At 64.3% G+C, this 19,827-nt stretch carries 20 protein-coding genes; 12 read left to right on the top strand and 8 right to left on the bottom strand.

The genetic code is table 11. From position 1 onward, the window contains the following. Nucleotides 1–33 precede the first annotated feature (33 nt). The gene (locus tag ACVWY6_RS22210) at nucleotides 34–1,221 is read right to left on the bottom strand and encodes a polysaccharide deacetylase (RefSeq protein WP_457540987.1); all 1,188 of its coding nucleotides are present in this window, start codon (nucleotides 1,219–1,221) and stop codon (nucleotides 34–36) included. A gap of 263 nt (nucleotides 1,222–1,484) precedes the next feature. Here ACVWY6_RS22210 and ACVWY6_RS22205 point away from each other — a divergent pair, with 263 nt between their 5' ends. Further along, the gene (locus ACVWY6_RS22205; protein ID WP_457540985.1) at nucleotides 1,485–1,925 is read left to right on the top strand and encodes an SRPBCC family protein; all 441 of its coding nucleotides are present in this window, start codon (nucleotides 1,485–1,487) and stop codon (nucleotides 1,923–1,925) included. Nucleotides 1,926–1,998: 73 nt separating this feature from the next. Here ACVWY6_RS22205 and ACVWY6_RS22200 read toward each other — a convergent pair whose 3' ends face one another. The 3 genes from ACVWY6_RS22200 to ACVWY6_RS22190 form a co-directional block, all read right to left on the bottom strand. Next, nucleotides 1,999–2,193 carry a hypothetical protein gene (locus tag ACVWY6_RS22200; RefSeq protein ID WP_023958137.1) on the bottom strand — a complete coding sequence of 65 codons (195 nt, stop codon included), beginning with the start codon at nucleotides 2,191–2,193 and terminating at the stop codon, nucleotides 1,999–2,001. A gap of 105 nt (nucleotides 2,194–2,298) precedes the next feature. Continuing rightward, the gene (locus tag ACVWY6_RS22195; protein ID WP_457540983.1) at nucleotides 2,299–2,982 is read right to left on the bottom strand and encodes an HAD family hydrolase; all 684 of its coding nucleotides are present in this window, start codon (nucleotides 2,980–2,982) and stop codon (nucleotides 2,299–2,301) included. Nucleotides 2,983–3,099: 117 nt separating this feature from the next. Continuing rightward, nucleotides 3,100–3,705 carry a QsdR family transcriptional regulator gene (locus ACVWY6_RS22190; protein WP_457540981.1) on the bottom strand — a complete coding sequence of 202 codons (606 nt, stop codon included), beginning with the start codon at nucleotides 3,703–3,705 and terminating at the stop codon, nucleotides 3,100–3,102. A gap of 60 nt (nucleotides 3,706–3,765) precedes the next feature. Between ACVWY6_RS22190 and ACVWY6_RS22185 the strand changes: the two genes are divergently transcribed. Further along, the gene (locus ACVWY6_RS22185) at nucleotides 3,766–4,998 is read left to right on the top strand and encodes an acyl-CoA dehydrogenase family protein (protein WP_457540980.1); all 1,233 of its coding nucleotides are present in this window, start codon (nucleotides 3,766–3,768) and stop codon (nucleotides 4,996–4,998) included. Continuing rightward, nucleotides 4,998–6,146: an acyl-CoA dehydrogenase family protein gene (locus ACVWY6_RS22180; RefSeq protein WP_457540978.1), complete on the top strand. Its 1,149-nt coding sequence runs from the start codon at nucleotides 4,998–5,000 to the stop codon at nucleotides 6,144–6,146. The genes ACVWY6_RS22185 and ACVWY6_RS22180 overlap by 1 nt, the downstream gene beginning before the upstream one ends. A 113-nt stretch (nucleotides 6,147–6,259) precedes the next feature. On the opposite strand, the gene ACVWY6_RS22175 is transcribed toward ACVWY6_RS22180, so the two are convergent. Both ACVWY6_RS22175 and ACVWY6_RS22170 read right to left on the bottom strand, forming a co-directional pair. After that, nucleotides 6,260–6,544 carry a 4a-hydroxytetrahydrobiopterin dehydratase gene (locus ACVWY6_RS22175; RefSeq protein ID WP_023958147.1) on the bottom strand — a complete coding sequence of 95 codons (285 nt, stop codon included), beginning with the start codon at nucleotides 6,542–6,544 and terminating at the stop codon, nucleotides 6,260–6,262. 68 nt (nucleotides 6,545–6,612) lie between these two features. Continuing rightward, on the bottom strand, nucleotides 6,613–8,067 hold the full coding sequence (locus ACVWY6_RS22170; protein ID WP_457540976.1) for an MFS transporter: 1,455 nt from the start codon (nucleotides 8,065–8,067) through the stop codon (nucleotides 6,613–6,615). A 130-nt stretch (nucleotides 8,068–8,197) separates the two neighbouring features. On the opposite strand from ACVWY6_RS22170, the gene ACVWY6_RS22165 reads away from it, so the two are divergent. Further along, nucleotides 8,198–9,439: a lipase family alpha/beta hydrolase gene (locus ACVWY6_RS22165; RefSeq protein WP_457540974.1), complete on the top strand. Its 1,242-nt coding sequence runs from the start codon at nucleotides 8,198–8,200 to the stop codon at nucleotides 9,437–9,439. Here ACVWY6_RS22165 and ACVWY6_RS22160 read toward each other — a convergent pair whose 3' ends face one another. Next, nucleotides 9,440–10,927, bottom strand: a complete 1,488-nt coding sequence (locus ACVWY6_RS22160; protein ID WP_023958153.1) for a flavin-containing monooxygenase — start codon at nucleotides 10,925–10,927, stop codon at nucleotides 9,440–9,442. Between the two features lie 158 nt (nucleotides 10,928–11,085). Here ACVWY6_RS22160 and ACVWY6_RS22155 point away from each other — a divergent pair, with 158 nt between their 5' ends. The 6 genes from ACVWY6_RS22155 to ACVWY6_RS22130 all read left to right on the top strand — a co-directional run bounded on the left by ACVWY6_RS22155 (nucleotide 11,086) and on the right by ACVWY6_RS22130 (nucleotide 17,232). Then, complete coding sequence (locus ACVWY6_RS22155; RefSeq protein ID WP_400729703.1) at nucleotides 11,086–12,213, top strand: beta-mannosidase; 1,128 nt, start codon at nucleotides 11,086–11,088, stop codon at nucleotides 12,211–12,213. Nucleotides 12,214–12,247: 34 nt separating this feature from the next. Next, nucleotides 12,248–12,736, top strand: a complete 489-nt coding sequence (locus tag ACVWY6_RS22150) for a polyketide cyclase (RefSeq protein WP_457540972.1) — start codon at nucleotides 12,248–12,250, stop codon at nucleotides 12,734–12,736. A gap of 146 nt (nucleotides 12,737–12,882) precedes the next feature. Then, on the top strand, nucleotides 12,883–13,371 hold the full coding sequence (locus ACVWY6_RS22145) for a MarR family winged helix-turn-helix transcriptional regulator (RefSeq protein ID WP_457540970.1): 489 nt from the start codon (nucleotides 12,883–12,885) through the stop codon (nucleotides 13,369–13,371). A gap of 45 nt (nucleotides 13,372–13,416) precedes the next feature. After that, the gene (locus ACVWY6_RS22140) at nucleotides 13,417–15,000 is read left to right on the top strand and encodes an MDR family MFS transporter (protein WP_457541194.1); all 1,584 of its coding nucleotides are present in this window, start codon (nucleotides 13,417–13,419) and stop codon (nucleotides 14,998–15,000) included. A 103-nt stretch (nucleotides 15,001–15,103) separates the two neighbouring features. Then, nucleotides 15,104–16,171: an NAD-dependent epimerase/dehydratase family protein gene (locus tag ACVWY6_RS22135; protein ID WP_457540968.1), complete on the top strand. Its 1,068-nt coding sequence runs from the start codon at nucleotides 15,104–15,106 to the stop codon at nucleotides 16,169–16,171. Nucleotides 16,172–16,368: 197 nt separating this feature from the next. After that, nucleotides 16,369–17,232, top strand: a complete 864-nt coding sequence (locus ACVWY6_RS22130) for an alpha/beta fold hydrolase (protein WP_062798323.1) — start codon at nucleotides 16,369–16,371, stop codon at nucleotides 17,230–17,232. On the opposite strand, the gene ACVWY6_RS22125 is transcribed toward ACVWY6_RS22130, so the two are convergent. Beyond that, nucleotides 17,233–17,676, bottom strand: coding sequence for a MarR family winged helix-turn-helix transcriptional regulator (locus tag ACVWY6_RS22125; protein ID WP_031332289.1), 444 nt, complete (start codon nucleotides 17,674–17,676; stop codon nucleotides 17,233–17,235). Nucleotides 17,677–17,769: 93 nt separating this feature from the next. Between ACVWY6_RS22125 and ACVWY6_RS22120 the strand changes: the two genes are divergently transcribed. Next, nucleotides 17,770–18,141, top strand: a complete 372-nt coding sequence (locus ACVWY6_RS22120; RefSeq protein WP_457540965.1) for a cupin domain-containing protein — start codon at nucleotides 17,770–17,772, stop codon at nucleotides 18,139–18,141. 130 nt (nucleotides 18,142–18,271) lie between these two features. After that, the gene (locus ACVWY6_RS22115) at nucleotides 18,272–19,744 is read left to right on the top strand and encodes an FAD-binding protein (protein ID WP_457540963.1); all 1,473 of its coding nucleotides are present in this window, start codon (nucleotides 18,272–18,274) and stop codon (nucleotides 19,742–19,744) included. Nucleotides 19,745–19,827 lie beyond the last annotated feature (83 nt).

The raw sequence follows: 19,827 nt of genomic DNA, 5'->3' as shown, positions 1-19,827 counted from the left end.
GACCTTCCATGGTGTTCAGGCAGTGGGGTGCAGTCAACTGTCGGCGTCGACGGCAACCGGTGCCATCTTTCGCCATGGCGCCAACACTGCCGGATCCTGCAGTTCCATCCACGCGATCACGTCTTGATAGGTGGCACAGATCGTTTCGGGTTTCACACATGCCTCGCGCATGAAATCAGCTGTTGCGGGGTTGAACGCGTTCCCGCTCCAATCATTGAAGTGATTGGCGATGACCAACGGGGCCCGGTTGCCTTCATAGGCGCGCCGGAACATGTAGTCGTAGGACTCCTTGACGATACGGCGGATCTTCGGTGCGCTGGCGGGGCTGTCCTTGGCCTGGTTGAACGTGAACCAGTAGTTGTAGTCGAGCGCGGTCTGTCTGTGATTGAGCGGTGGTGACCACGTGTACGGGATGGGGAACTCCCAGATGCTGCCGACCTTCGTCGGCCAGTAGATGCCCGGTTGCCGGGCCGCCTTGGACGAATCCCACGTCATGTCGTGCGCTCCCAAGGCCGGGAACAGTTGCCCCATACCGCCTTCGAGGCAGGGCGTACGCCCGCCTTTGACGGCGTCGGGCCCGAAAGCGAGATCGGGGGTGTTCCGGATGTTGTTGAGCGACTTCCACTCGGTCATCAGCCGGAAGAACTGATCGAGTTCGTGGTTCCATTCCGCGGTGGTCCAATCGCGGCCGGGGTTCTTTGTGCCGGCACAGAAATGGCCGACGTAATGAGTGCCCATCTCATGACCGGCGAACCACGTGCGATTGAGATAATCGACCTGTTCGATGACTTCCTTCTCGGTGCCTCCGAAAGCCAACGACGACTCTCCGGCCGCGTAACCGGGGCCGGTGTATTTCTTCTTGTTCCTGTCGGTGAGGAAGTACAAGCCGGTCATCAAGGCCGTGAAGCGTGCATCGACCTCGCTCGCGGTGTCCAGGAACAGATCCCAGTTTTCTGATACGCCGACACCGTCGAAGGAAAACAACACGAACTGGGGCGGTTTGGCGTTCGGCGAAAGTCGTTCCATCGCAACGTTGCTCTCGAGTCGAGCCGGAGCGGGCGGAGGCGTCGAGACGGGTTCGGAGGTGGAGTCGACCGGTCGCACTGTGACACTTGCGGGCCCGTCACCGTCATCCCCGGTTCCACAGGCGGCCAGGATCACAGCGGCGACAGCCAGAGAGAGTGATCGACGGACGTGATGCTCTATGCGTCGCAACTGCAACGTATTCACCTTTCGCGCGGCCATCGGCCGCCCGAGCGCTGCCTTGACTCGCGCGGAGCTTAACAGTTCGGCAGGTCAACGGCCTGGCGAATCGCCGTCGGCCGCAGCGGCGTCCGTACCCCGGAAACCATGGTCACGTGTGAGATCGCCGCCGGTGGGTACATCGGATCCGTAAGATCGACAACCGGCCGAGACAGCGGCACTGCCGCTTCGCGCGGGTCGAGTCCCGACCCGCAGGCCTGCCGAGAGCACTGGAGGGGTTCGTGGCTACAACGCATGAAACAACCGCGTCGACGGAAGATGTGTGGCGTGTACTCGCAGACGGCTGGTCGTATGCCAATTGGGTTGTCGGGTCGTCACGGATACGTGCCGTCGATGCGAACTGGCCGCAACCGGGAAGCAACATCGCTCATTCGGTTGGGCTGTGGCCCGTCCTGCTCAACGACCGGACGGAGTCGGTGGGTATGGAGGAAGGGCGCGAGCTGCGATTGATCGCGCGGGCTCTGCCCTTCGGCAAGGCCGAGATCATCCTGCGCCTGCACGAGATCCCGCAAGGATGCCGCATCGAGATGATCGAGCACGCGGCGAACCCGCCGTGGTCACTGATGCCCGACCAGATCCAGCACGTGGCGGTTCATCCGAGGAACTCGGAAGCTCTGCGGCGTCTGGCGTTGCTCGCCGAGCGGTCGCGAACGGCGGAGTAGCAGAAAAAAGCTGCATCCAACGGTGTGTCCGTTGGATGCAGCAAGGTCCGCCGGCCGTTTCGGCCGCGCGAGGTCAGTCGCGTGACCTGGTCCCGTCGGTCTGGTCGAAGAATCGCCAGTCTCCGTCGACGTTGACCTCCATACGGAAACCGAGCTGTCCTGATGGCACCTCGCGATTCTTGAACCACTCGTAGGCGTCTTCGGCGTTGTTGAATTCGACCTTGTCGACAACATCCTCGTCTGGATTGAGAACTCGATACTCCGCCATGTCTCCCTCTCGTCGCCGTACTCGCCCGAGGCTGCTGCCCGGGCCGTCAGCCGGATACCCGCCAGTTCGCAGCGCTACACATCGCGGTGCGTGACGTTCGACTCCTCACGAGCGCGCCGCGGCGGCGGTACCGACTGCGGCGACGACCTCGGTCAGCCGGCTCAGGTCGGGGATCACCGCATCGGCGATCGACGGGTCGTCCCTCTGGCCGAGCCTGTTGATCCACACCCGGGGGATACCGAGAGCATGAGCCGGGATGATGTCGTGGAAGTAGCCCTGCGCGACGTGGACCCACTGACCGGGTCCGGGGGCGAAGGTCTGGGCGAACCTTTCGAAGTGCGGATGGGCCGGCTTGTACGAACCCACGTCCTCGGCGGTGATGACCGTATCGACAGGAGTCCCGAGGCGGCGCTGCGCTGCGCCGATGATGTCGCGGTCGCAATTGGTCAGCAGGGCCAGGCGCCACCCCGACGCCCGCAGGCGGGCCAGCTCGGAAGCTGTGTCGTGAAAGGGCGGCCAGTAGGCGATACCCGTGGCCAGCACGTCGGCGTCGTCGGCCCTGAGGACAAGTTCGGCTTCGTCGGCGGTCCGACGAAACGCCTCGGTCAACACATCGCGGTAGCGCATCTCCGGGTACTGTGCCTGGACCTGCGGTTCGTGCCGGTTGAATGTGTCGAGGAGGTCCGCGCCGCGGCCCGGAAAGACCAGCTCCATCCCGGTCGAGATCCCGTGACGCCAGTCGATCAACGTGCCGTAACAGTCGAACGTCGCCCAGCGGATGTCAGTCATGGCCGGTAGCTCGATGGTGTGTTCGCGACGGCATGAGGGAATGTTATCCGCGCGTCGCTGCCGGGGTCGGGTGCAGCCGGACCAGTATCCGTGCAAGCTGTACGGCCACGGCGCAGATCAGGCTCGACCAGAAGAGTTCGCGCATGCGCCCGCGATCAACATGCCCACCATCTCGGTGGCCTTGTCGGGTTGCGGAGGGTCGCCGGTGATCATGTCACTCCAGATGAACGATTCACCCAGGCGGACGACTGCATACGCGAGACCGGAAGTGTCCGGGTACCGCGAGAGCTCGGGCATGGCGGCCAGCTTGCTGACAGTCCATTCGATCAACCTGCCCTGCACCACGCTGTACCGCGAGGTGAGGACCCGCAGCGCATATTCCGGGTCATCCGCGACGAACCGTTCGAGCGGTTGGTAGTTTCGAACGGTCTCGGCGAGGAAACCGAAGTTGCTGACGAACTTGTTGGCATCGAGCTCTCCACCTCGCGCCTCGACTCGTTCGATGGCGTCGATGAGTATTCGCCACACCACTTCGCCGAGAACCACTTCCCGGCCCGCGAACCATCGGTAGATCGTCGCGCGGCCGATCTTCAGTTCGCGGGACAGCGCCTGTATGTCGACCCGCCTGCCGGCGAGGAACCAGTCGTGAGCGAGGTCGATCACGTCGTCGCGGTGGACGCGCGACGGTCGGGGTGACCGGCTGTTGACGGCCTGGTGAGACATAAGTAGATTTTGTCTCCGACCGGTCCTCCGGTCAATCAGCACACCGCTTCAGGAGCGCACATGGATTTGCAATGGTCGGCCGCCGATTCGGAGTTTCGAGACGAGGTGCGCGCTTTCCTCGACGCGAAGTTGACCCCGGACCTGCGCCGGGCCGGTCGTCTGATGACCAGCGTCTACTCCGATCACGAGGCGAGCATGGAGTGGCAGCGCATCTTGCACGAGCGGGGCTGGGCGGCGCCTGCGTGGCCGGTCGAGTACGGCGGTTGCGACTGGACCCTCACCCAGCACTACATCTTCAGTCGCGAGTCCATCATCGCCGGGGCACCGTCGTTGTCTCCCATGGGGATTCGAATGGTTGCCCACGCCATCATCGCCTTCGGCACCCAGGAACAGAAGGACTACTATCTGCCAGGGATCCTCACCGGCGAGGTCTTCTTCTGCCAGGGATATTCCGAACCCGAGGCCGGTTCGGATCTTGCGTCCCTCTCGATGGCGGCGAAGGACGACGGCGATGACCTGGTCTGCACCGGTAGCAAGATCTGGACAACCCATGCCACCGAGGCGAACTGGATGTTCTGCCTCGTTCGCACATCCCGGCAGCAGAAGAAGCAGCAGGGCATCACCTTCGTGTTGATCGACATGAACTCGCCGGGCATCGAAGTACGGCCGCTCGTGATGACATCGGGCGAGCAGGTCCAGAACCAGGTGTTCTTCGACAATGTGCGAGTGCCCAAGGCAAACGTGCTCGGAAAGATCGATGACGGCTGGACCGTGGCGAAGTATCTCCTCGTGTTCGAACGAGGCGGGGGTGCCGCCGCCCCGGCGTTGCAGGTGATGGCGGAGTCGCTGGCCACCTCGGCGGCGTCGCAGCCTGGGCCCGGCGGACGCCCGCTCATCGACGATCCCGCGTTCTCTGCCAAGCTGGCCGAAGCCCGCATTCGCACAAAGGTCCTCGAGATCCTGGAATACCGAACGTTGTCGGCGATGGCGTCGGGCAAAGATCCGGGCCCTGCCTCGTCGATGCTCAAAGTGCTTGCGACCGAGCTCAGCCAGAAGCTCACCGAACTCACCCTGGAGGCCACCGGTACACGCGGACGGGTCTACCAACCGCACGCGACCAAGCCTGGTGGTCCGATCTCCGAGTTCACCGAGCCTGCGGACGGTTACGTCAGCGGTGAACCGTGGGAGGCAGTCGCGCCACTGCGTTACTTCAACGACCGGGCAGGCTCGATCTACGCCGGTAGCAACGAAATTCAGCGAAACATTCTCGCAAAAGCAGCATTGGGGCTCTGATGGACTTCAACTTGACCAAAGAGCAAGAACTGCTCCGCGATGGCCTCGTCAAGTTCTTGGCCAACCGTTACGACCTTGAAAAGAGTCGGGCGGCCGCCAAGACTGGGGCAGGATGGCAGCCGTCGATCTGGCGAGCCTTCGCCGACGAACTCGGAATCCTCGGTGCGACCCTTCCGGAGGAAGCCGGTGGAATCGGCGGTGGGCCGGTCGAATTGATGATCGTCACCGAAGCACTCGGCCAGGCGCTTGTTGTCGAGCCCTTCGTGGACACCGTTGTCTTCGGCGGCGGTCTGTTGCAACGGGCGGGCGGGGAGCGCGCCACGGCCGTTCTCGAGAAACTCGTCGCGGGCGATGCGATCACGGCGTTCGCTGCCACCGAACCCACATCGGGTCCTGACTTCTATGACGTGTCGACGATCGCCCGTAGACACGGCGACGAGTGGGTGCTCGACGGCACGAAAGTGGTTGTCAGCAGTGCGCCCCTCGCCGGTCATCTGCTTGTCACGGCCCGGACTGCGGGCGGGCGACGCGACACCTCGGGGATCTCGTTGTTCCTGGTCGATGTCGATGTCGACAACCCTCCTGAAGGTTTGGCCGTTCACGCCTACCGCACCATCGATGACCGTCGTGCGGCGGATCTCGTGTTCTCCGGGGTGCGCCTACCCGCCGATGCCCTTCTGGGCGGCGAAGGCGATGCATGGGCGTCGATCGACCGTGCAGTGGACGAGGCCACGGCGGCGGTGGCGTCCGAGGCTGTCGGGCTGATGCGAAAAGTGTTGGGAGACACTGTCGAATACGCCAAGCAGCGTCAGCAGTTCGGTCAGGCGATCGGCAGTTTTCAGGCGTTGCAGCATCGGATGGTCGACATGTACATGGAGCTCGAACAGTCGATTGCCGCGGTGTACCTCGCCATGTTGAATCTGGAGGCCGAGCCCACCGAACGCGCGCTGGCGGTGTCGGCGGCGAAGGCGACCATCGGTCGGGCGGCGCGATTCATCGGGCAGAACGCCGTTCAGTTGCACGGCGGGATGGGCATGACCGAGGAACTTGCGATCGGTCACTACTTCAAACGGCTCACGGCCATTGAGTACGAGTTCGGTTCTGCGGACATGCACATAGCGCGATACGCGGCGCTCACCAAGGCCTGACACCGCATCACTGTTCTCATCCGCACGGGGGCGCAACACCCGCCGGGCGGGCCGCGCAGGCTCGCCCGGCGGTGTCTTCGATACCGACTCGCTCGTCGGGACCGCCGACCGGGTCAGGGAGCCAGGTTGTCTATTCGCTGCGCCAACATCACGTCGAGGCTTGTGATTCCGCCCGCCGAATGCGTGCTGAGGGTAAAAGTCACTGTGCGCCAACGGATATCCATATCGGGGTGATGGTTGGCCTCTTCCGCGGCCTCGGCCACCCGATTGACCAATGCGATCGCCGCCGGAAAGTCCGGGCAATCGATCGTCTGAGTCAACGATTGGCCCTTACGTTGCCATTTGGGTAGATCGGCGAGTGCGGCGGTGATGTTGGATTCCGTCAGCAATGCGGTCATCGTCCCGATGTTCCCACCATCAGGCCTTCGCTTCAATCGTCATCGGCGCATCGGTGGATAATCGCCGGTCACTGGCCGACGACCGGCCGGACGTCAGGGGGAGTGGTCGAGCGATCACAGCACTGTGCGGCCGCTGTCACCGCGACCTGTTCGGGATGGTGGCCGTGATTGCGGATACCGATGCCTGCCACTACGCCGCCGACGATGAACAGGGCCGCGGTCACCACCAGAACACGGTGGAATGACGCGGTGTCCAGCGTGCCGCCCACGATGATCCCGGTGCAGGCAACAGCGATCAGTCCGGCGATCCGTGAGATCGCGTTGTTCAACGCCGAGCCGATCCCGCTGTGTTGCCGATCGATCGATGCGAGGACGGCCGAGGTCAGCGGCGTGACGGTGATCGACAGGCCGAGCCCGAAGAGCACGAGCCCGGGGAGCATCTGTGTCCAGAAATCGAAGTCGTCGACAGTGGTGAGCATGAGCAGGTAACCGCATCCGGCGACGATCGGTCCGGACGCCATGAACACGCGGGGCCCGTATCGTGCCGACAGCGCTCCCACCGGCCGGGCGATGAAGAACGAGAGCAGCGGGACCGGCAACGTCGCGAGCCCGGCCATCAGTGCCGAGAAGCCCGCGACCTCTTGCAGGAACAGGGCCGTCACCAGCGTGCCCATCGACAATCCGGCGTAGATGAACGTCGTCGAGAGATTGCCGATACCGAAGTTCCTGACCGCGAACATTTTCGCTGGGATCATTGGATGGTCGGTGTGCGTTTCGCGCCAGCCCAGCCCGGCCAGGCACAACAGTCCGAGTGCCAAGGCTGCAGCCACGGCGGGGTTGCTCAGACCGAGACGTTGCTGCTCGATGAGGGCGTAGACGGTTCCGGCGAGACCGCCGGCCGTCAGCACTGCGCCTGGTACGTCGATGCGTTCGCGCTGCGTCGTCCGAGCCGGTTCGACGAGCCGCATCGACAGCACCAGGGTGATCGCCACCGGCACGACGTTGACGGCAAAGATCCACCGCCAGTTCAACGTGTCGACGAGTACACCACCGAGTAGTGGACCGATCACAAAGGCCGTGCCCGTCCATGCGGTCCATGTACCGATCGCCTTGGGCTGGTCGTCCGGGGTGAACGCCGAGTTGATCAATGCGAGCGAACTGGGCACCAGCAGGGCCGCGCCCACACCTTGCAGCCCGCGGGCGATGATCAGGACGAGGTCGGTCGGCGCAGCCGCGCACGCGACGGATGCCAGGCCGAAGATCACGAGCCCGATCCGGAGCATCGGCAAGCGCCCGAACGCATCAGAGATCGCGCCGGCCACCAGTATCAGTGCGCCCAGGGTGAGGAGGTATGAGTCGACCACCCACTGCTGTGTGCTCAGCCCACCTCCCAGGTCTTCCGAGATGGCGGGAAGGGCGAGGTTCACCACCGATCCGTCGAGGAACGCGACAAAAGACGCGAGGATCGCGACAACCAGGACGGGACCGGGCGTGGGCGCGGAGGTGGGCGTGGCGGCGCTCACCTCCATCGCCACCCTCCAGTCGGTGCGGAGCGGTGCAATCCCATGGTCGGACGGTAGCCGGTGTGGACTGCGCTGTCAGGAAGCAGTCGCCGCAGACGCGCGCCTCAGTGCACGGTTGTACACTGAATTCATGATCGATGTGGATGGCCCGCGGCAAGACGAGGTTCGCGCGCTGGCGGAATTGGCCTTCGAGGAGGTCGGGAAAGCGGTGACCGGCGTGGGCACCGTGCACCGGGCGATCTCTGACCGCGTGTTCTCGGGGGTGCAGCTCGGTGTCGGCCCCTGGGCGGCACCGTCGCGAATCATCCACAATGCAATCGCCGATGGAACGTATCGATCCATCGCCGTTGCCTGTGAGGTGGCAGCGCAGGTGGCATCACGGGCGGTCGACGGACGTGGGCGGGTGCCCTCGGAGACGAGACGCGGTGCGATCGCGCTCGGTGCGTTGACCGGTTTGATCGGCGACGCGCTCGCCGAACAGGATTCGCCACTGGCCACGCCGATGTCGCTTCGCGTCGACGGGCGAATTCAACACGCGGACAAGGAATCCCTGTCGAAAGCGTATCCTCATGCGACGCCCAAGGTGGTCTTCTTCACGCACGGACTGATGGAGACCGAAGTCGCCTGGGGTATCGGCGGCAGGCCGACGTATGGGGCCAGATTGTCCGCGGAGCTCGGCTTCAGCGAACTGCAGGTGCGTTACAACACGGGTAGGCACATCTCCGAGAACGGCCGTGAATTCGCCGCGCTCATCGAGGACGTGGTGAGGAACTGGCCTGTACCCGTGGAGGAGATCGTGCTGGTCGGCCACTCGATGGGTGGTCTCGTGGCACGTAGCGCCTGTCACGGGGCCTCCCTCGTCGGGGCTGAGTGGGCCGGAAAGGTCCGCCACATCGTCTGTCTCGGATCTCCGCACCTGGGGGCCCCGTTGGCGAGGACCGTACACACCGCCACCGCGCTGTTGCAGCTGCTGCCCGAATCCCGTCCGATCGGCCGGCTGCTACACAGGCGCAGCGCCGGGATCCGGGACCTGTACGCCGGTTCGCTGGTGGACGAGGACTGGACGGGCCGAGACCTCGATGCCTTGCGCCAGGCAGCCATCGCGGAGGTTCCGTTGCTCGCCGATGCCGAGCACAGTTTTGTCTCGGCCTCGATCACCCGAGACCCAGAACACCTGCTCGGTCGCTACCTCGGTGACGGTTTGGTGTTGCATGTCAGTGCCCGTGGCCGGGACAAGCTGCGCGACATCGGTTTTCGTGACGACGACGGGATGCATCTCGGATCGGCCCACCACTTCACCCTGCTCAACAACGAAGCCGTCTACGAGTGGCTGGCGACGCGGCTGCGGGAGAAGTCGACACCGGTCGGCTGATCAGCCGGCCGACGTCAGGGAAGCGCTGCGCTCCCGGAACCTCATCGGGGCGTCCGCAACCGTGCCGTGGCGCAAGGTGAGGACATCACGGTAGTAGTTCATCCGCAGCCTCCAGGGAGCACGTGAACCCTGGTGTGGAAACGAGTCGACCGAACGCAGAACGTATCCGGCAGCGAAATCGAGGAACGGTTCCTCCTGTACGGACGGGTCCTTCACCGGCACGCTTTCGCCGTATCCGTTGGCGTCCATGTGTTGGAGCAGGCGACACATGTACTCGCACACCAGGTCTGCCTTCAGGGTCCACGATGCGTTCGTGTACCCGACAACGTAGAAGAAGTTGGGGATGCCGCTGAGCATCATGCCCTTGTAGGTCATCGTGTCGGTGAGGTCGACTTCCTCCCCGTCGACCACGAATGTGAGCCCGCCCAGGGCGAGCAGATTGAGGCCGGTGGCCGTGACGATGATGTCGGCGTCGAGATGGTCGCCGGATTCCAGCTCGATGCCGCTTTCGGTGAACGTGGCGATCCGGTCGGTGGCCATGGACACCGACCCTTTTCTGATGGCGCGGAACAGGTCGCTGTCGGGCACAAGGCACAAGCGCTGATCCCAGGGGTTGTAGCGCGGGGCGAAGTGGGTGTCGATGTCGAAATCTGGCAGTTGCCGCTCTTGCCATGACCGGATCTGCTTCTTCATGAACTGTGGATAACGTTGACACAGTTGATAGATGGCAGTGGAGACGGCGATTCCCTTGCCGCGCGCGGCAGCGTAGGCCCATTTCGCGGGAAGTAGTTTGCGCAGTCTGTTCGCAATGGCATCCTGCTTGGGAATGGAGATGACGTAGGACGGCGAGCGCTGGAGCATGGTGACGTGGGCGGCTTCGGGGGCCATCGACGGCGCCAAGGTGACTGCGGTGGCCCCGCTGCCGATGATCACCACCCGCTTGTCGGTGTAGTCGAGGTCGGTTGGCCAATGCTGCGGATGCACGATGGTCCCGGCGAACTTCTCGATCGCGGGGAAGTCTGGTGTGTAGCCCTCGTCGTAGCGGTAGTAGCCGCTACAGGACATCAGGAAGTTGGCGGAGATGGTCTCGGTCTGGGTTTCGGCGCCTACGTCGGTGCGCTCGATGTGAACCCTCCAGAGCTGTTCGCTGCTCGACCATTCCGCACGCACGGCCCGGCGGTTGAACCGGATCGTCTCATCGATCCCGTATTCGGCGGCTGTTGCCCGGACGTATTCGAGGATGGAGGGGCCGTCTGCGATCGCGTTGTCGCCCACCCAGGGCCGGAACTTGTATCCGAGGGTGAACATGTCCGAATCGGACCGGATCCCGGGGTACTTGAACAGGTCCCATGTACCGCCGATGCGGGGCCGGCTCTCCAGGATCGCGATGCTCCGGTCGGGGAACTTCTCCCGCACGTGGCAGGCGGCGCCGACTCCTGAGAGTCCCGCTCCGATGATCAAGACATCTATGTGATCTGACAGGGTCATCGGTCCTCTTCGGTGGTGCCGGCGGCGATCGCGCAGGTCACCGTGTCTTTTGAGGGACGGTCGCGTTCTCGCTGTTTCCTTTGCGAAGCAGTTTCCTCGTTCACGAAGCTGTGCAACTATGAGCGTCACGGTCAAAACGAGGACAGGCTCTCCATCACATGCAACGCACCACGCATCGTACGTACTACTTCTTCGCTTTGGCCATGATCCTGCTGGTCGGTGTCGGGTCGACCCAGTGGGCGCAGGCCGGGTCCGCAGAAGCGGCAGGGCCGAACAGGGTGGAGGCGACGGCGGACGGTCTCGAGCTCGATGGATCGCCATGGTGGCCGAGCGGTTTCAACGCCTACCAGCTCGCGACCGATTGGTCGGTGAACCAGGGTTGCGGCGCGATGGTCGACCTCGACTCCTACTTCTCGTCGCTCGAGCCCAACTCCCTCACGCGCTTCAACGCTTTCCAGCGCCTGGCAGTAAACAAGTTCACGGGCGAGCTCGATTTCGGTCCGATGGACGCGGTGTTCGCCGCGGCCGAAGCTCATGATCAGATGCTCGTGCCGGTCTTCACCGGTGGCGACGGTGCCTGCGAAGACGAGTTGTTCAAGGGTCGGAGCTGGTACACGTCCGGCTGGAAGACCCTGGTCCCGGCAGGGGCGCCCCTACGGTTCGATCAATGGGTGACCACAGCGGTCAACCGGTGGAAGTCGTCGCCTGCGCTGGCCGGTTGGGAATTGGTCGGCGAACCCGAGACGAGTCTGTGCGGCGATTCTGCGTGCAGTTGGCAGAACCGGACGTGCCCGTCCGACTCGGGTCAGATCCTGCGGAACTTCTTCGACCAAGCCGGAGCCAAGGTTCGGGCGGCGGACCCGTCCACCCCGATCTGGGCAGGCCTGCTCGGTGGCGGGCAATGTGGGTCGGCCGGCGGTGACTATCAGCTGCTGGGGGCTTCACCCCACGTCGACGTGCTCGAGTACCACGACTACGGCGCTGACGGCGTGCCGCTGCCCGGCGACGTGTGGAATGGCCTCGCCACCCACATCGTGCAGGCCCAGGTGGTCGGCAAGCCGCTGGTCGTCGCCGAGATCGGGCAGAACGCCGGGTCGTGCGGCACCCGTGAGGATCGGGTGGACGACTTCGAGACCAAAATCGACGGCCAGCGCGCCGCCGGTACTGCGGGAGCGCTGTTCTGGGCGTTCGTGCCAGATCCGCGCGAGCAGCAATGCACGTTCGACATCGGGCCAGACGACCCCGCTTTCGACCTGGTCGCCGAACTCAACACGGTCGGACCCTGACCATGTGGCACGCATAACGCGATACCGTGCGTCGATGAATGAACGACTGCAGGCCGAACGGGTCATCCCGGCTCATGTTGACGACATCTTCGCGGTGCTCACCGATCCGCAGGGTCATGTCGCGATCGACGCGTCCGGGATGCTGATGAGTGCAACCGGTGAGCGTGTGACGGCGACAGGGGACACGTTTGTCGTCCACATGGACCGCGAAGCCTTGGGTGATGTACCTATGGGGGAGTACGACGTCTCGGTCATCATCGAGACGTTCGAGCCCGGTCGGCAGATCTCCTGGACCATCAAGGGCCGGCTGCGACCGCAGATCGGGCATATCTACGGATATGAGTTGCACCCTGATGGCGAGCGTGGCACGCGGGTTGTGTCGTTCTACGACTGGTCGAACATCCACCCCGACTGGCGCGCCAAGGGCATCTTCCCGGTGATCTCCGCCACGGCGTTGCGCAGTACGCTCGGCATTCTCGACAGGACTGTGCGCCGCGGATACCCGCTGGCCTCGCCGAAATAGCACTTGTCGTTCTAGGGGTTCCCGCCACGCCGCCCGGCCGCGTCCCAGCCGTGGAGTGCGGATTCTGCGTGCCGGGAATAGTTGATTGCCGCATGTAACTTATATAAGTTGTGTAGTGCAATCAATTATATGAGGGAGAAGTCGTCGTGTCGGTGTCGTCAGGAACAGCGAGCGAATTGATCGAGGAGCTGTACCTGATGGGTCGCGCTTTTCGCGGCGCTGTCGCGTCCACGGACGAAGGGCCGACATTACCAGGTGGTCTCGGTGTGCTCATGGCCCTGGAGGCACGAGGGCAGTGTCGCCAGAACGAGTTGGCGTCGGATCTGTGCATCAGTCAGTCCGCGTTGAGTCGGCACGTGGCCGAGTTGGTCGCCGAGGGATACGTCGCTCGCCGTCCGGACCCCGGTGACGGGCGGGCCACGCAGTTGCTGACGACGAGTGCGGGTCGCGAGCTCCTCGGTCGAACGAGGGCTGCGCGTGCCGAGTCGTTACAGACCGCACTCGACGACTGGGACGAAGCGGACGCGCAAGCGGCCGGCAGCGCCTTTCGCAAACTCAGAGGTTCATTGACCAGACACGCGCACCGGGCCGATCGGCCGGCGCAGAAAACGATTACAGGGAAAGACGGGAAGTAGATGTCAAGTTCAACCGAGGCGGTGGCGAAGCACGATCCATACGCGATGTCCCACCGCGAAATCCTCGAGGCGATGATCGGGCTGCTCGCAGCGTTGTTCACCGCTTTGCTGAGCACAACGATCGTCGCCACCGCCCTGCCGACGATCATCGGCGATCTGAAGGGGTCGCAGACGGCCTACGCCTGGGTGATCACCACCGCCCTGCTCGCCAACGCGGCGTCGACGCCGATCTGGGGCAAGCTGGCCGACATCTTCAGCAAGAAAATGCTTGTCCAGAGCGCGATCATCATCTTCGTGGTCGGCTCGATCATCGCCGGCTTGGCGCACAACGTGCCGATTCTCCTCGCGGCCCGAGTTGTCCAGGGAATCGGAATGGGTGGTCTCACCGCGCTGGTCGTCGCAATCATCGGCAGCATCGTGTCTCCCCGTGAGCGCGGCCGGTACTCCGGATACATGGGCGCCACCATGGCCGTCTCGATGTCCGGCGGGCCCATCCTGGGCGGCGTCATCGTCGACAGCCCACTCGGCTGGCGCTGGTGCTTCTTCGTCTGCGTGCCACTGGCAGTGATCGCCCTGTTCCTGCTGCAGAAGACCCTCCGGATCAAGACCGAGCGCGCCGAGAACATCTCCATCGACTGGCTGGGAGCCACCTTGCTGACCGCAGGCGTTTCCGTGCTGTTGATCTGGGTCTCCTTCGCGGGCAAAGCCGGGTACTACGACTGGATCTCCCGAGAGTCCGCGATGTATGTCGGTGGCGGACTGCTTCTGCTGGTGGCCACCGTGCTGGTGGAATCGCGTGTCAAAGCGCCGATCATCCCGCTCAAGATCGTGACCGAGCGCACCACCGGACTCGCCATCATCGCGTCCATCGCAGTGGGACTGGGGATGTTCGGTTCGACGACGTTCCTGGGCCAGTACTTCCAGACCGCGCGCGGTTTCTCGCCGACCATCGCCGGCATGCTCTCGATTCCGCTTGTCATCGGAATGCTGATCGCGTCGGTGGGATCGGGTCAACTGATCAGCCGGTTCGGCAAGTGGAAGGTGTTCATGGTGACCGGTTCGGCCCTGCTCATCGTCGGCTTCGCTCTGCTGGGGACGATCGACCACGCGACCAACCTCTGGTGGGTGAGCATCTTCACCCTGATCGTCGGGCTCGGCACGGGCATGCTGATGCAGAACCTCGTGCTGGTGGTCCAGAACACGGTCAGCGTTCACGACATCGGGGCCGCCTCGAGCAATGTGGCGTTCTTCCGGACCTTCGGCGGCGCAATCGGCGTCTCGGTCCTCGGGTCGGTACTGGCCACTCGCGTGGCGGATCTCTCGTCGGGCGGCCTTGCTCGGCTCGGGATCACAGGCGGCGCCTCCGGCGGCAACCTCGACCTCGACTCGCTGCCGGGCCCGGTCGAATCAATCGTCCGCGCCGCCTACGGTGACGCAACAGGGCGGATCTTCCTGATCGCAGCTGCGGCAGCGGTGGTTGCGCTGATTGCGGTGTCGTTCCTGCCCAACCGGCCGCTGCGCCGGACGATCGATCTCGACTCGACACCCGACGGGACCGAACCCGAAACGTTCGGCGACTCCGAGTCGCCCGATCGGAACGACAACACCCGGGCCGCCGTCAAGGTCTGATGCACCTACCCGGTCTGGGCCGAGGGACCCCGTGCACGATGCCGTGCGCGGGGTTCCGCCGTCTGATGGTGTCGAGCCGGGGACCCCTGGGTACCCGGAGCAGATGAGCGAGACACAACCACTGACCGTGGTGGTCACCGGAGCGACGGGAAATGTGGGCACGAGCGTCATCGAAGCCCTGGGTTCCCGGTCGGAGGTGACGTCCATCCGCGCCATCGCACGCCGCCCGACCGATCGCAGGTACCCGAAAACCGAGTTCCTCGTTGCCGATACGGGACAGGACGATCTGCGGCCTCTTTTTCGTGGGGCAGACGTTGTCGTCCATCTCGCGTGGATCTTTCAACCCACCCATGACCCCGTGTCGACATGGGAGAACAACGTCGGCGGCGCGATCCGAGTGTTCGAGGCCGCCGCGGCCGAGGATGTGCCGGCTGTTGTGTACTCATCCTCGGTCGCCGCCTACTCGCCTGGCCCGAAAGACACCCCCGTCGACGAGAGCTGGCCGACCAACGGCTGGCCGGGCGCTGCCTATCCGCGGGAGAAGGCGTATCTCGAGCGATGGCTGGACGGCTTCGAGCACAACAACCCCGAGATGCGGGTCGTGAGGATGCGGCCTGGGTTCATCTTCAAACGCGAGGCGTCCACGGCCCAACGGCGCCTCTTCGTCGGGCCGTTCGTTCCGCGGCAGCTGGTCCGCAGCGCCTTGATCCCCGTGGTTCCGAGGACGCCGGGGCTGTCGTTCCAGGCGTTGCACAGCGCGGATGTGGGCGAGGCATTTGCCGAGGCGACCGTCCGGCCGGTCCGCGGGGCATTCAATCTCGCGACTGACGAGAAGGTGGACGCCAAATACCTGGCGAAGATGCTCGGGGCGCGTTCGATCCCTGCGCCGGCGTCGTTGCTGCGTGCGGGGGTATGGGCAGCGTGGCACGCCCATGTCATCCCCGCCTCACCTGGCCTGTTCGACACCGTCTTACGAATTCCCCTGATGGACATCACTCGCGCACGACGAGAGCTCGGCTGGTCCCCGCGCTACACCGCGAAGGATGCGTTGGAGGAGTTCATCGAAGGAGTCCGGGAGGGTTCGGGTATGGATACCGAACCATTGGCGCCGGACGGGCCTGCCCGGAGGATCGCGGAACTCTCGCAGGGGGTCGGCAGGCGCGATCGGTGACGGGCGCAGTATGCGTCCGTGATCGGTGATCACAAGCGGGAGTGGACCCCCAGCGCGTAGATTGGGCCTCTGTCAGGGGGCATCATCGTGGTGATGGGTTGCGGCACGATGCCGCGCGTACTGCCGAACGGTATCGGCACGTCGATCGACGCCGATCGCTTCGAGTCCCTGGCTCTATCGCGACAGGAAATCCTTCAATGACTGCACTGAAATACGTGGATCTGCACGGCGACCATGTCGCATATCGGGACGAGGGGAGCGGTTCGGAGGTTCTCCTGCTGATCCACGGGATGGCGGGGAGTTCGGAGACGTGGAATGCGGTACTTCCGTCCCTTGCCGCGAGACACCGGGTCATCGCACCGGATCTGCCCGGTCATGGGCAATCGTCGAAACCGCGCGGCGACTACTCGCTGGGTGCGTTCGCCGCGTTCCTCCGTGACCTGCTGCGGGAATTGGGGATCGATCGGGTGACGGTGGTCGGGCAGTCGCTCGGTGGTGGGGTGGCCATGCAGTTCACCTATCAACATCCGGAGTATTGCGAGCGCCTGGTCTTGATCGGCAGCGGTGGACTGGGACCTGACGTGAACTGGACCCTGCGGGTGCTCTCGGCTCCTGGGGCCGAGTTCGTGCTCCCGGTGATTGCGCCGCAACCAGTTCTTCGGGCAGGCAACAAGATTCGCTCGTGGTTCGCGTCAGCCGGCGTGCACTCGCCGCGGGCGGACGAAACGTGGCGCGCATACTCTTCGCTCGGCGATCGCGAGACGCGGCAGGCGTTCCTGAGGACTTTGCGGTCGGTGGTGGACTACCGCGGTCAGGCGGTTAGCGCCCTGAACCGGTTGTACCTGAACTCCGCCCTGCCCACGCTCCTCATCTGGGGCGATGCAGACAAGATCATCCCGGTGTCGCACGGCTACGCGGCCCACGAAGCGATTCCGGGCAGTCGGCTCGAGGTTCTCAGCGGCGTCGGTCACTACCCTCACGCAGAAAGCCCCGATCAGGTCGTCGCCATCCTCGAAGACTTCCTCGCCGTGCCGGAGGCCCGGACACGCACGACCAGCTGATCACCAGCTCGGTTTGAGTCTGCCCGGTACCGCAATGACGTCCAAGGCTCGGGTCAGTGCCTTGAAGTCCCTGTCCGGCAGCTCATCTCGCCATACCTGAACGCATCGCTCCGCGGATTCGCGGGCTGCGACCATGCACTCGTGACCGCGTTGTGTCAGTGTCACCAGTTGAGCGCGACGGTCGTTCGGGTCCGGGTGTTTGTCGAGATAACCACGCTCGACCAGATAGACGATCAGTTGGGCCGCGGCCTGCTTTGTGATCTGCAACGCCGTGGCGAGATCGGCTGCTGTGGAGGCATTGTCGGACAACTCCGCGAACACGAACCCATGAACGGGTCGCACGTCGGGGTAGCCCCGCTCGGCCAGTCCGGCCGAGATGTCATCCACGAGTTGTGCGGACACTCGCAGCACGGCCGTCGCAGTTGCCCAGTCGGAATCGGTCACAGTCGAAGTATGACCCACTGCGCCGAGGATAGACAGACAAGACGCTTGTCTATATGGTCAAGTGGCTTGTCTATCAATACTCAGGAGGAGAGCATGCCGGTCATTCAACCCGACGACGCCGAGGTGTTCCCGGCACACGGGAGCACCTTCCACTCGTATGTCAGTTCGCGGCGAGGGAGCAAAGAGCTCTGCGCCTGGAGGCTGACGGTTCCCGCCGGCCAGATCGGAGTGGCGCACAGACCCAGTCGGGAAGAGGTCCTTCTCGTGCTCGACGGAGAACTGACGGTCGGTTTGGACGGCGCGCAGGAGCCGGCCGGCGCCGGCACGGTCATCGTGGTTCCGGCCGGGGCCGAGGTGCGGATCGATGGTGGCGCCACCGAATCGACAGCATGGGTGACCACCACGCCCGGTCTGCAGGCGACCACCGCCGACGGCGCGGTCATCACACCGCCCTGGGCCCAATGAGACGCCAAATGCTTGACGATCGTTGTGGCCCTACTCCTCAGACGTCCCGGTTGATGGTTCTGCGACGTGAACCCACGATCGCGGATAGTCTGTGGCGCAGTCGTCGGGCGATCGAGAGGCACCACCTGTCATGACGTTCGACGAACCATCACCAGCCCCCTGGCACCTCACACGTCGGCGGCTGCTGCAGGGAACTCTGGTGGGCGGTCTGGCAGTTGCCGTCGCGGGTGGCACCGGGACAGCCTGGGCCGCCCCACGGTCGTCGGACTGGGCGGCGCTCGCGGCTTCGATCAGTGGCCAGGTGATCCTGCCCGCGCAACGCGCCGCATTCATGCAGGCCAAACAGATCTTCAACACTCGTTACGACGGATCGACCCCGGTGGCCGTCGTGGCGCCGAAAACTGTCGCCGACGTTCAGCGGTGTATGGCTTTTGCCGTGAAGCACAGGCTGCGAGTGGCCACGCGCAGCGGCGGGCACTCCTACACCGGTGCGTCAGCAGCGAGTGGGTTGTTGGTGGTGGATCTGCGCAGGCTCGACGGAGGAATCGGCTATGACGGTGGAAGTGGCCTGGCCACCGTCACGCCGGCGAGCACCCTGTATGCCGTGGCCGGCAGTCTTGCCCAGCAAGGCCGGTCGGTTCCCGTCGGAACATGCGCAACGGTCGGTGTCGCCGGCCTCACGCTCGGCGGAGGGCTCGGGGTCGACTCGCGGCTACACGGGCTCACCTGTGATTCCCTCGTGGCGGCGACGATGGTGTTGCCGAACGGGGAAGCCGTCACCGTTGCGCCAGGAGAGCGGGACGACCTCTACTGGGCGCTGCGCGGCGGAGGTGGCGGGAACATCGGGATCGTCACGTCGCTGACCTTCCGCACCACACCATCGGTTGGCAAAGATGTTGTGACCATGAACTTTCCACCCGCGTCGGCGGCCACGGTGATATCGGGTTGGCGGCGCTGGCTTTCGGTCGCCGAACCGTCGGCGTGGGCGAACGTCAACATCGGTTCCGATCGACGGGGTGGCGTCACCTGTTCGGTGTTGCTTGTCTGCGCAACCGGCGCGGGCCGCCGCATCGCGGCCGACATCTCGGCGGCCGTCGGGGTGGTGCCGAGTGGAAGCGACTACTCGACGCTTGATCCGATGGCGACGTTCCTGCGGCTGTCGGGTGGCGCGACCGCGCCGCGACATGGATTTGTCGCCGGGTCCGACATCCTCGCCCAGGTCACCGACCCTATCGCTGCAGCGATCGTCACCGCGGTGCGGAACCGTTCCAGGGCCGGCGGCCCCGGGCTGGTGATCATCGACCCGCTCGACGGTGCGATCAGCGGGATCGCTGCCGGTGCCACAGCCTTCCCGTGGCGTACGCACGCGGCGAGCCTGCAGTGGTTCACCGACGTCGCCCCCGGTGCTTCATATCTGTCGCCGACGTCGTGGGTGAAAAGTGCACACAGCACGATCGGCGCGGCGTCGGCGGGTGCCTATGTCAACTACATCGAATCCGGGGTCGCACCGTCGCGTTACTTCGGTGCCAATCTGCCGCGGCTGCGCTCTGTCCGTACCAAATACGACCCCGCGCGCACGATGTACTCGGGCCTCGATATCTGACGAGTTGAGCAGAGTTCGCAAATCGGACTCGGACCTACACCGCTGCTTAATGGTGTGACCGGGCTGAGCTGGAGTTGATACCG

The sequence above is a fragment of the Williamsia sp. R60 genome (assembly GCF_054063855.1).
Note: the sequence above shows the minus strand (reverse complement) of the source record. Positions and strands in the feature narration are given on the sequence as shown.

What these genes read in the sequence shown, in the direction of transcription:
- ACVWY6_RS22200 (WP_023958137.1), bottom strand. Translation starts at nt 2,193, where the DNA reads ATGGCGGAGTATCGAGTTCTCAATCCAGACGAGGATGTTGTCGACAAG.
- ACVWY6_RS22195 (WP_457540983.1), bottom strand. Translation starts at nt 2,982, where the DNA reads ATGACTGACATCCGCTGGGCGACGTTCGACTGTTACGGCACGTTGATC.
- ACVWY6_RS22190 (WP_457540981.1), bottom strand. Translation starts at nt 3,705, where the DNA reads ATGTCTCACCAGGCCGTCAACAGCCGGTCACCCCGACCGTCGCGCGTC.
- ACVWY6_RS22185 (WP_457540980.1), top strand. Translation starts at nt 3,766, where the DNA reads ATGGATTTGCAATGGTCGGCCGCCGATTCGGAGTTTCGAGACGAGGTG.
- ACVWY6_RS22180 (WP_457540978.1), top strand. Translation starts at nt 4,998, where the DNA reads ATGGACTTCAACTTGACCAAAGAGCAAGAACTGCTCCGCGATGGCCTC.
- ACVWY6_RS22175 (WP_023958147.1), bottom strand. Translation starts at nt 6,544, where the DNA reads ATGACCGCATTGCTGACGGAATCCAACATCACCGCCGCACTCGCCGAT.
- ACVWY6_RS22165 (WP_457540974.1), top strand. Translation starts at nt 8,198, where the DNA reads ATGATCGATGTGGATGGCCCGCGGCAAGACGAGGTTCGCGCGCTGGCG.
- ACVWY6_RS22160 (WP_023958153.1), bottom strand. Translation starts at nt 10,927, where the DNA reads ATGACCCTGTCAGATCACATAGATGTCTTGATCATCGGAGCGGGACTC.
- ACVWY6_RS22155 (WP_400729703.1), top strand. Translation starts at nt 11,086, where the DNA reads ATGCAACGCACCACGCATCGTACGTACTACTTCTTCGCTTTGGCCATG.
- ACVWY6_RS22150 (WP_457540972.1), top strand. Translation starts at nt 12,248, where the DNA reads ATGAATGAACGACTGCAGGCCGAACGGGTCATCCCGGCTCATGTTGAC.
- ACVWY6_RS22140 (WP_457541194.1), top strand. Translation starts at nt 13,417, where the DNA reads ATGTCCCACCGCGAAATCCTCGAGGCGATGATCGGGCTGCTCGCAGCG.
- ACVWY6_RS22135 (WP_457540968.1), top strand. Translation starts at nt 15,104, where the DNA reads ATGAGCGAGACACAACCACTGACCGTGGTGGTCACCGGAGCGACGGGA.
- ACVWY6_RS22130 (WP_062798323.1), top strand. Translation starts at nt 16,369, where the DNA reads ATGACTGCACTGAAATACGTGGATCTGCACGGCGACCATGTCGCATAT.
- ACVWY6_RS22120 (WP_457540965.1), top strand. Translation starts at nt 17,770, where the DNA reads ATGCCGGTCATTCAACCCGACGACGCCGAGGTGTTCCCGGCACACGGG.
- ACVWY6_RS22115 (WP_457540963.1), top strand. Translation starts at nt 18,272, where the DNA reads ATGACGTTCGACGAACCATCACCAGCCCCCTGGCACCTCACACGTCGG.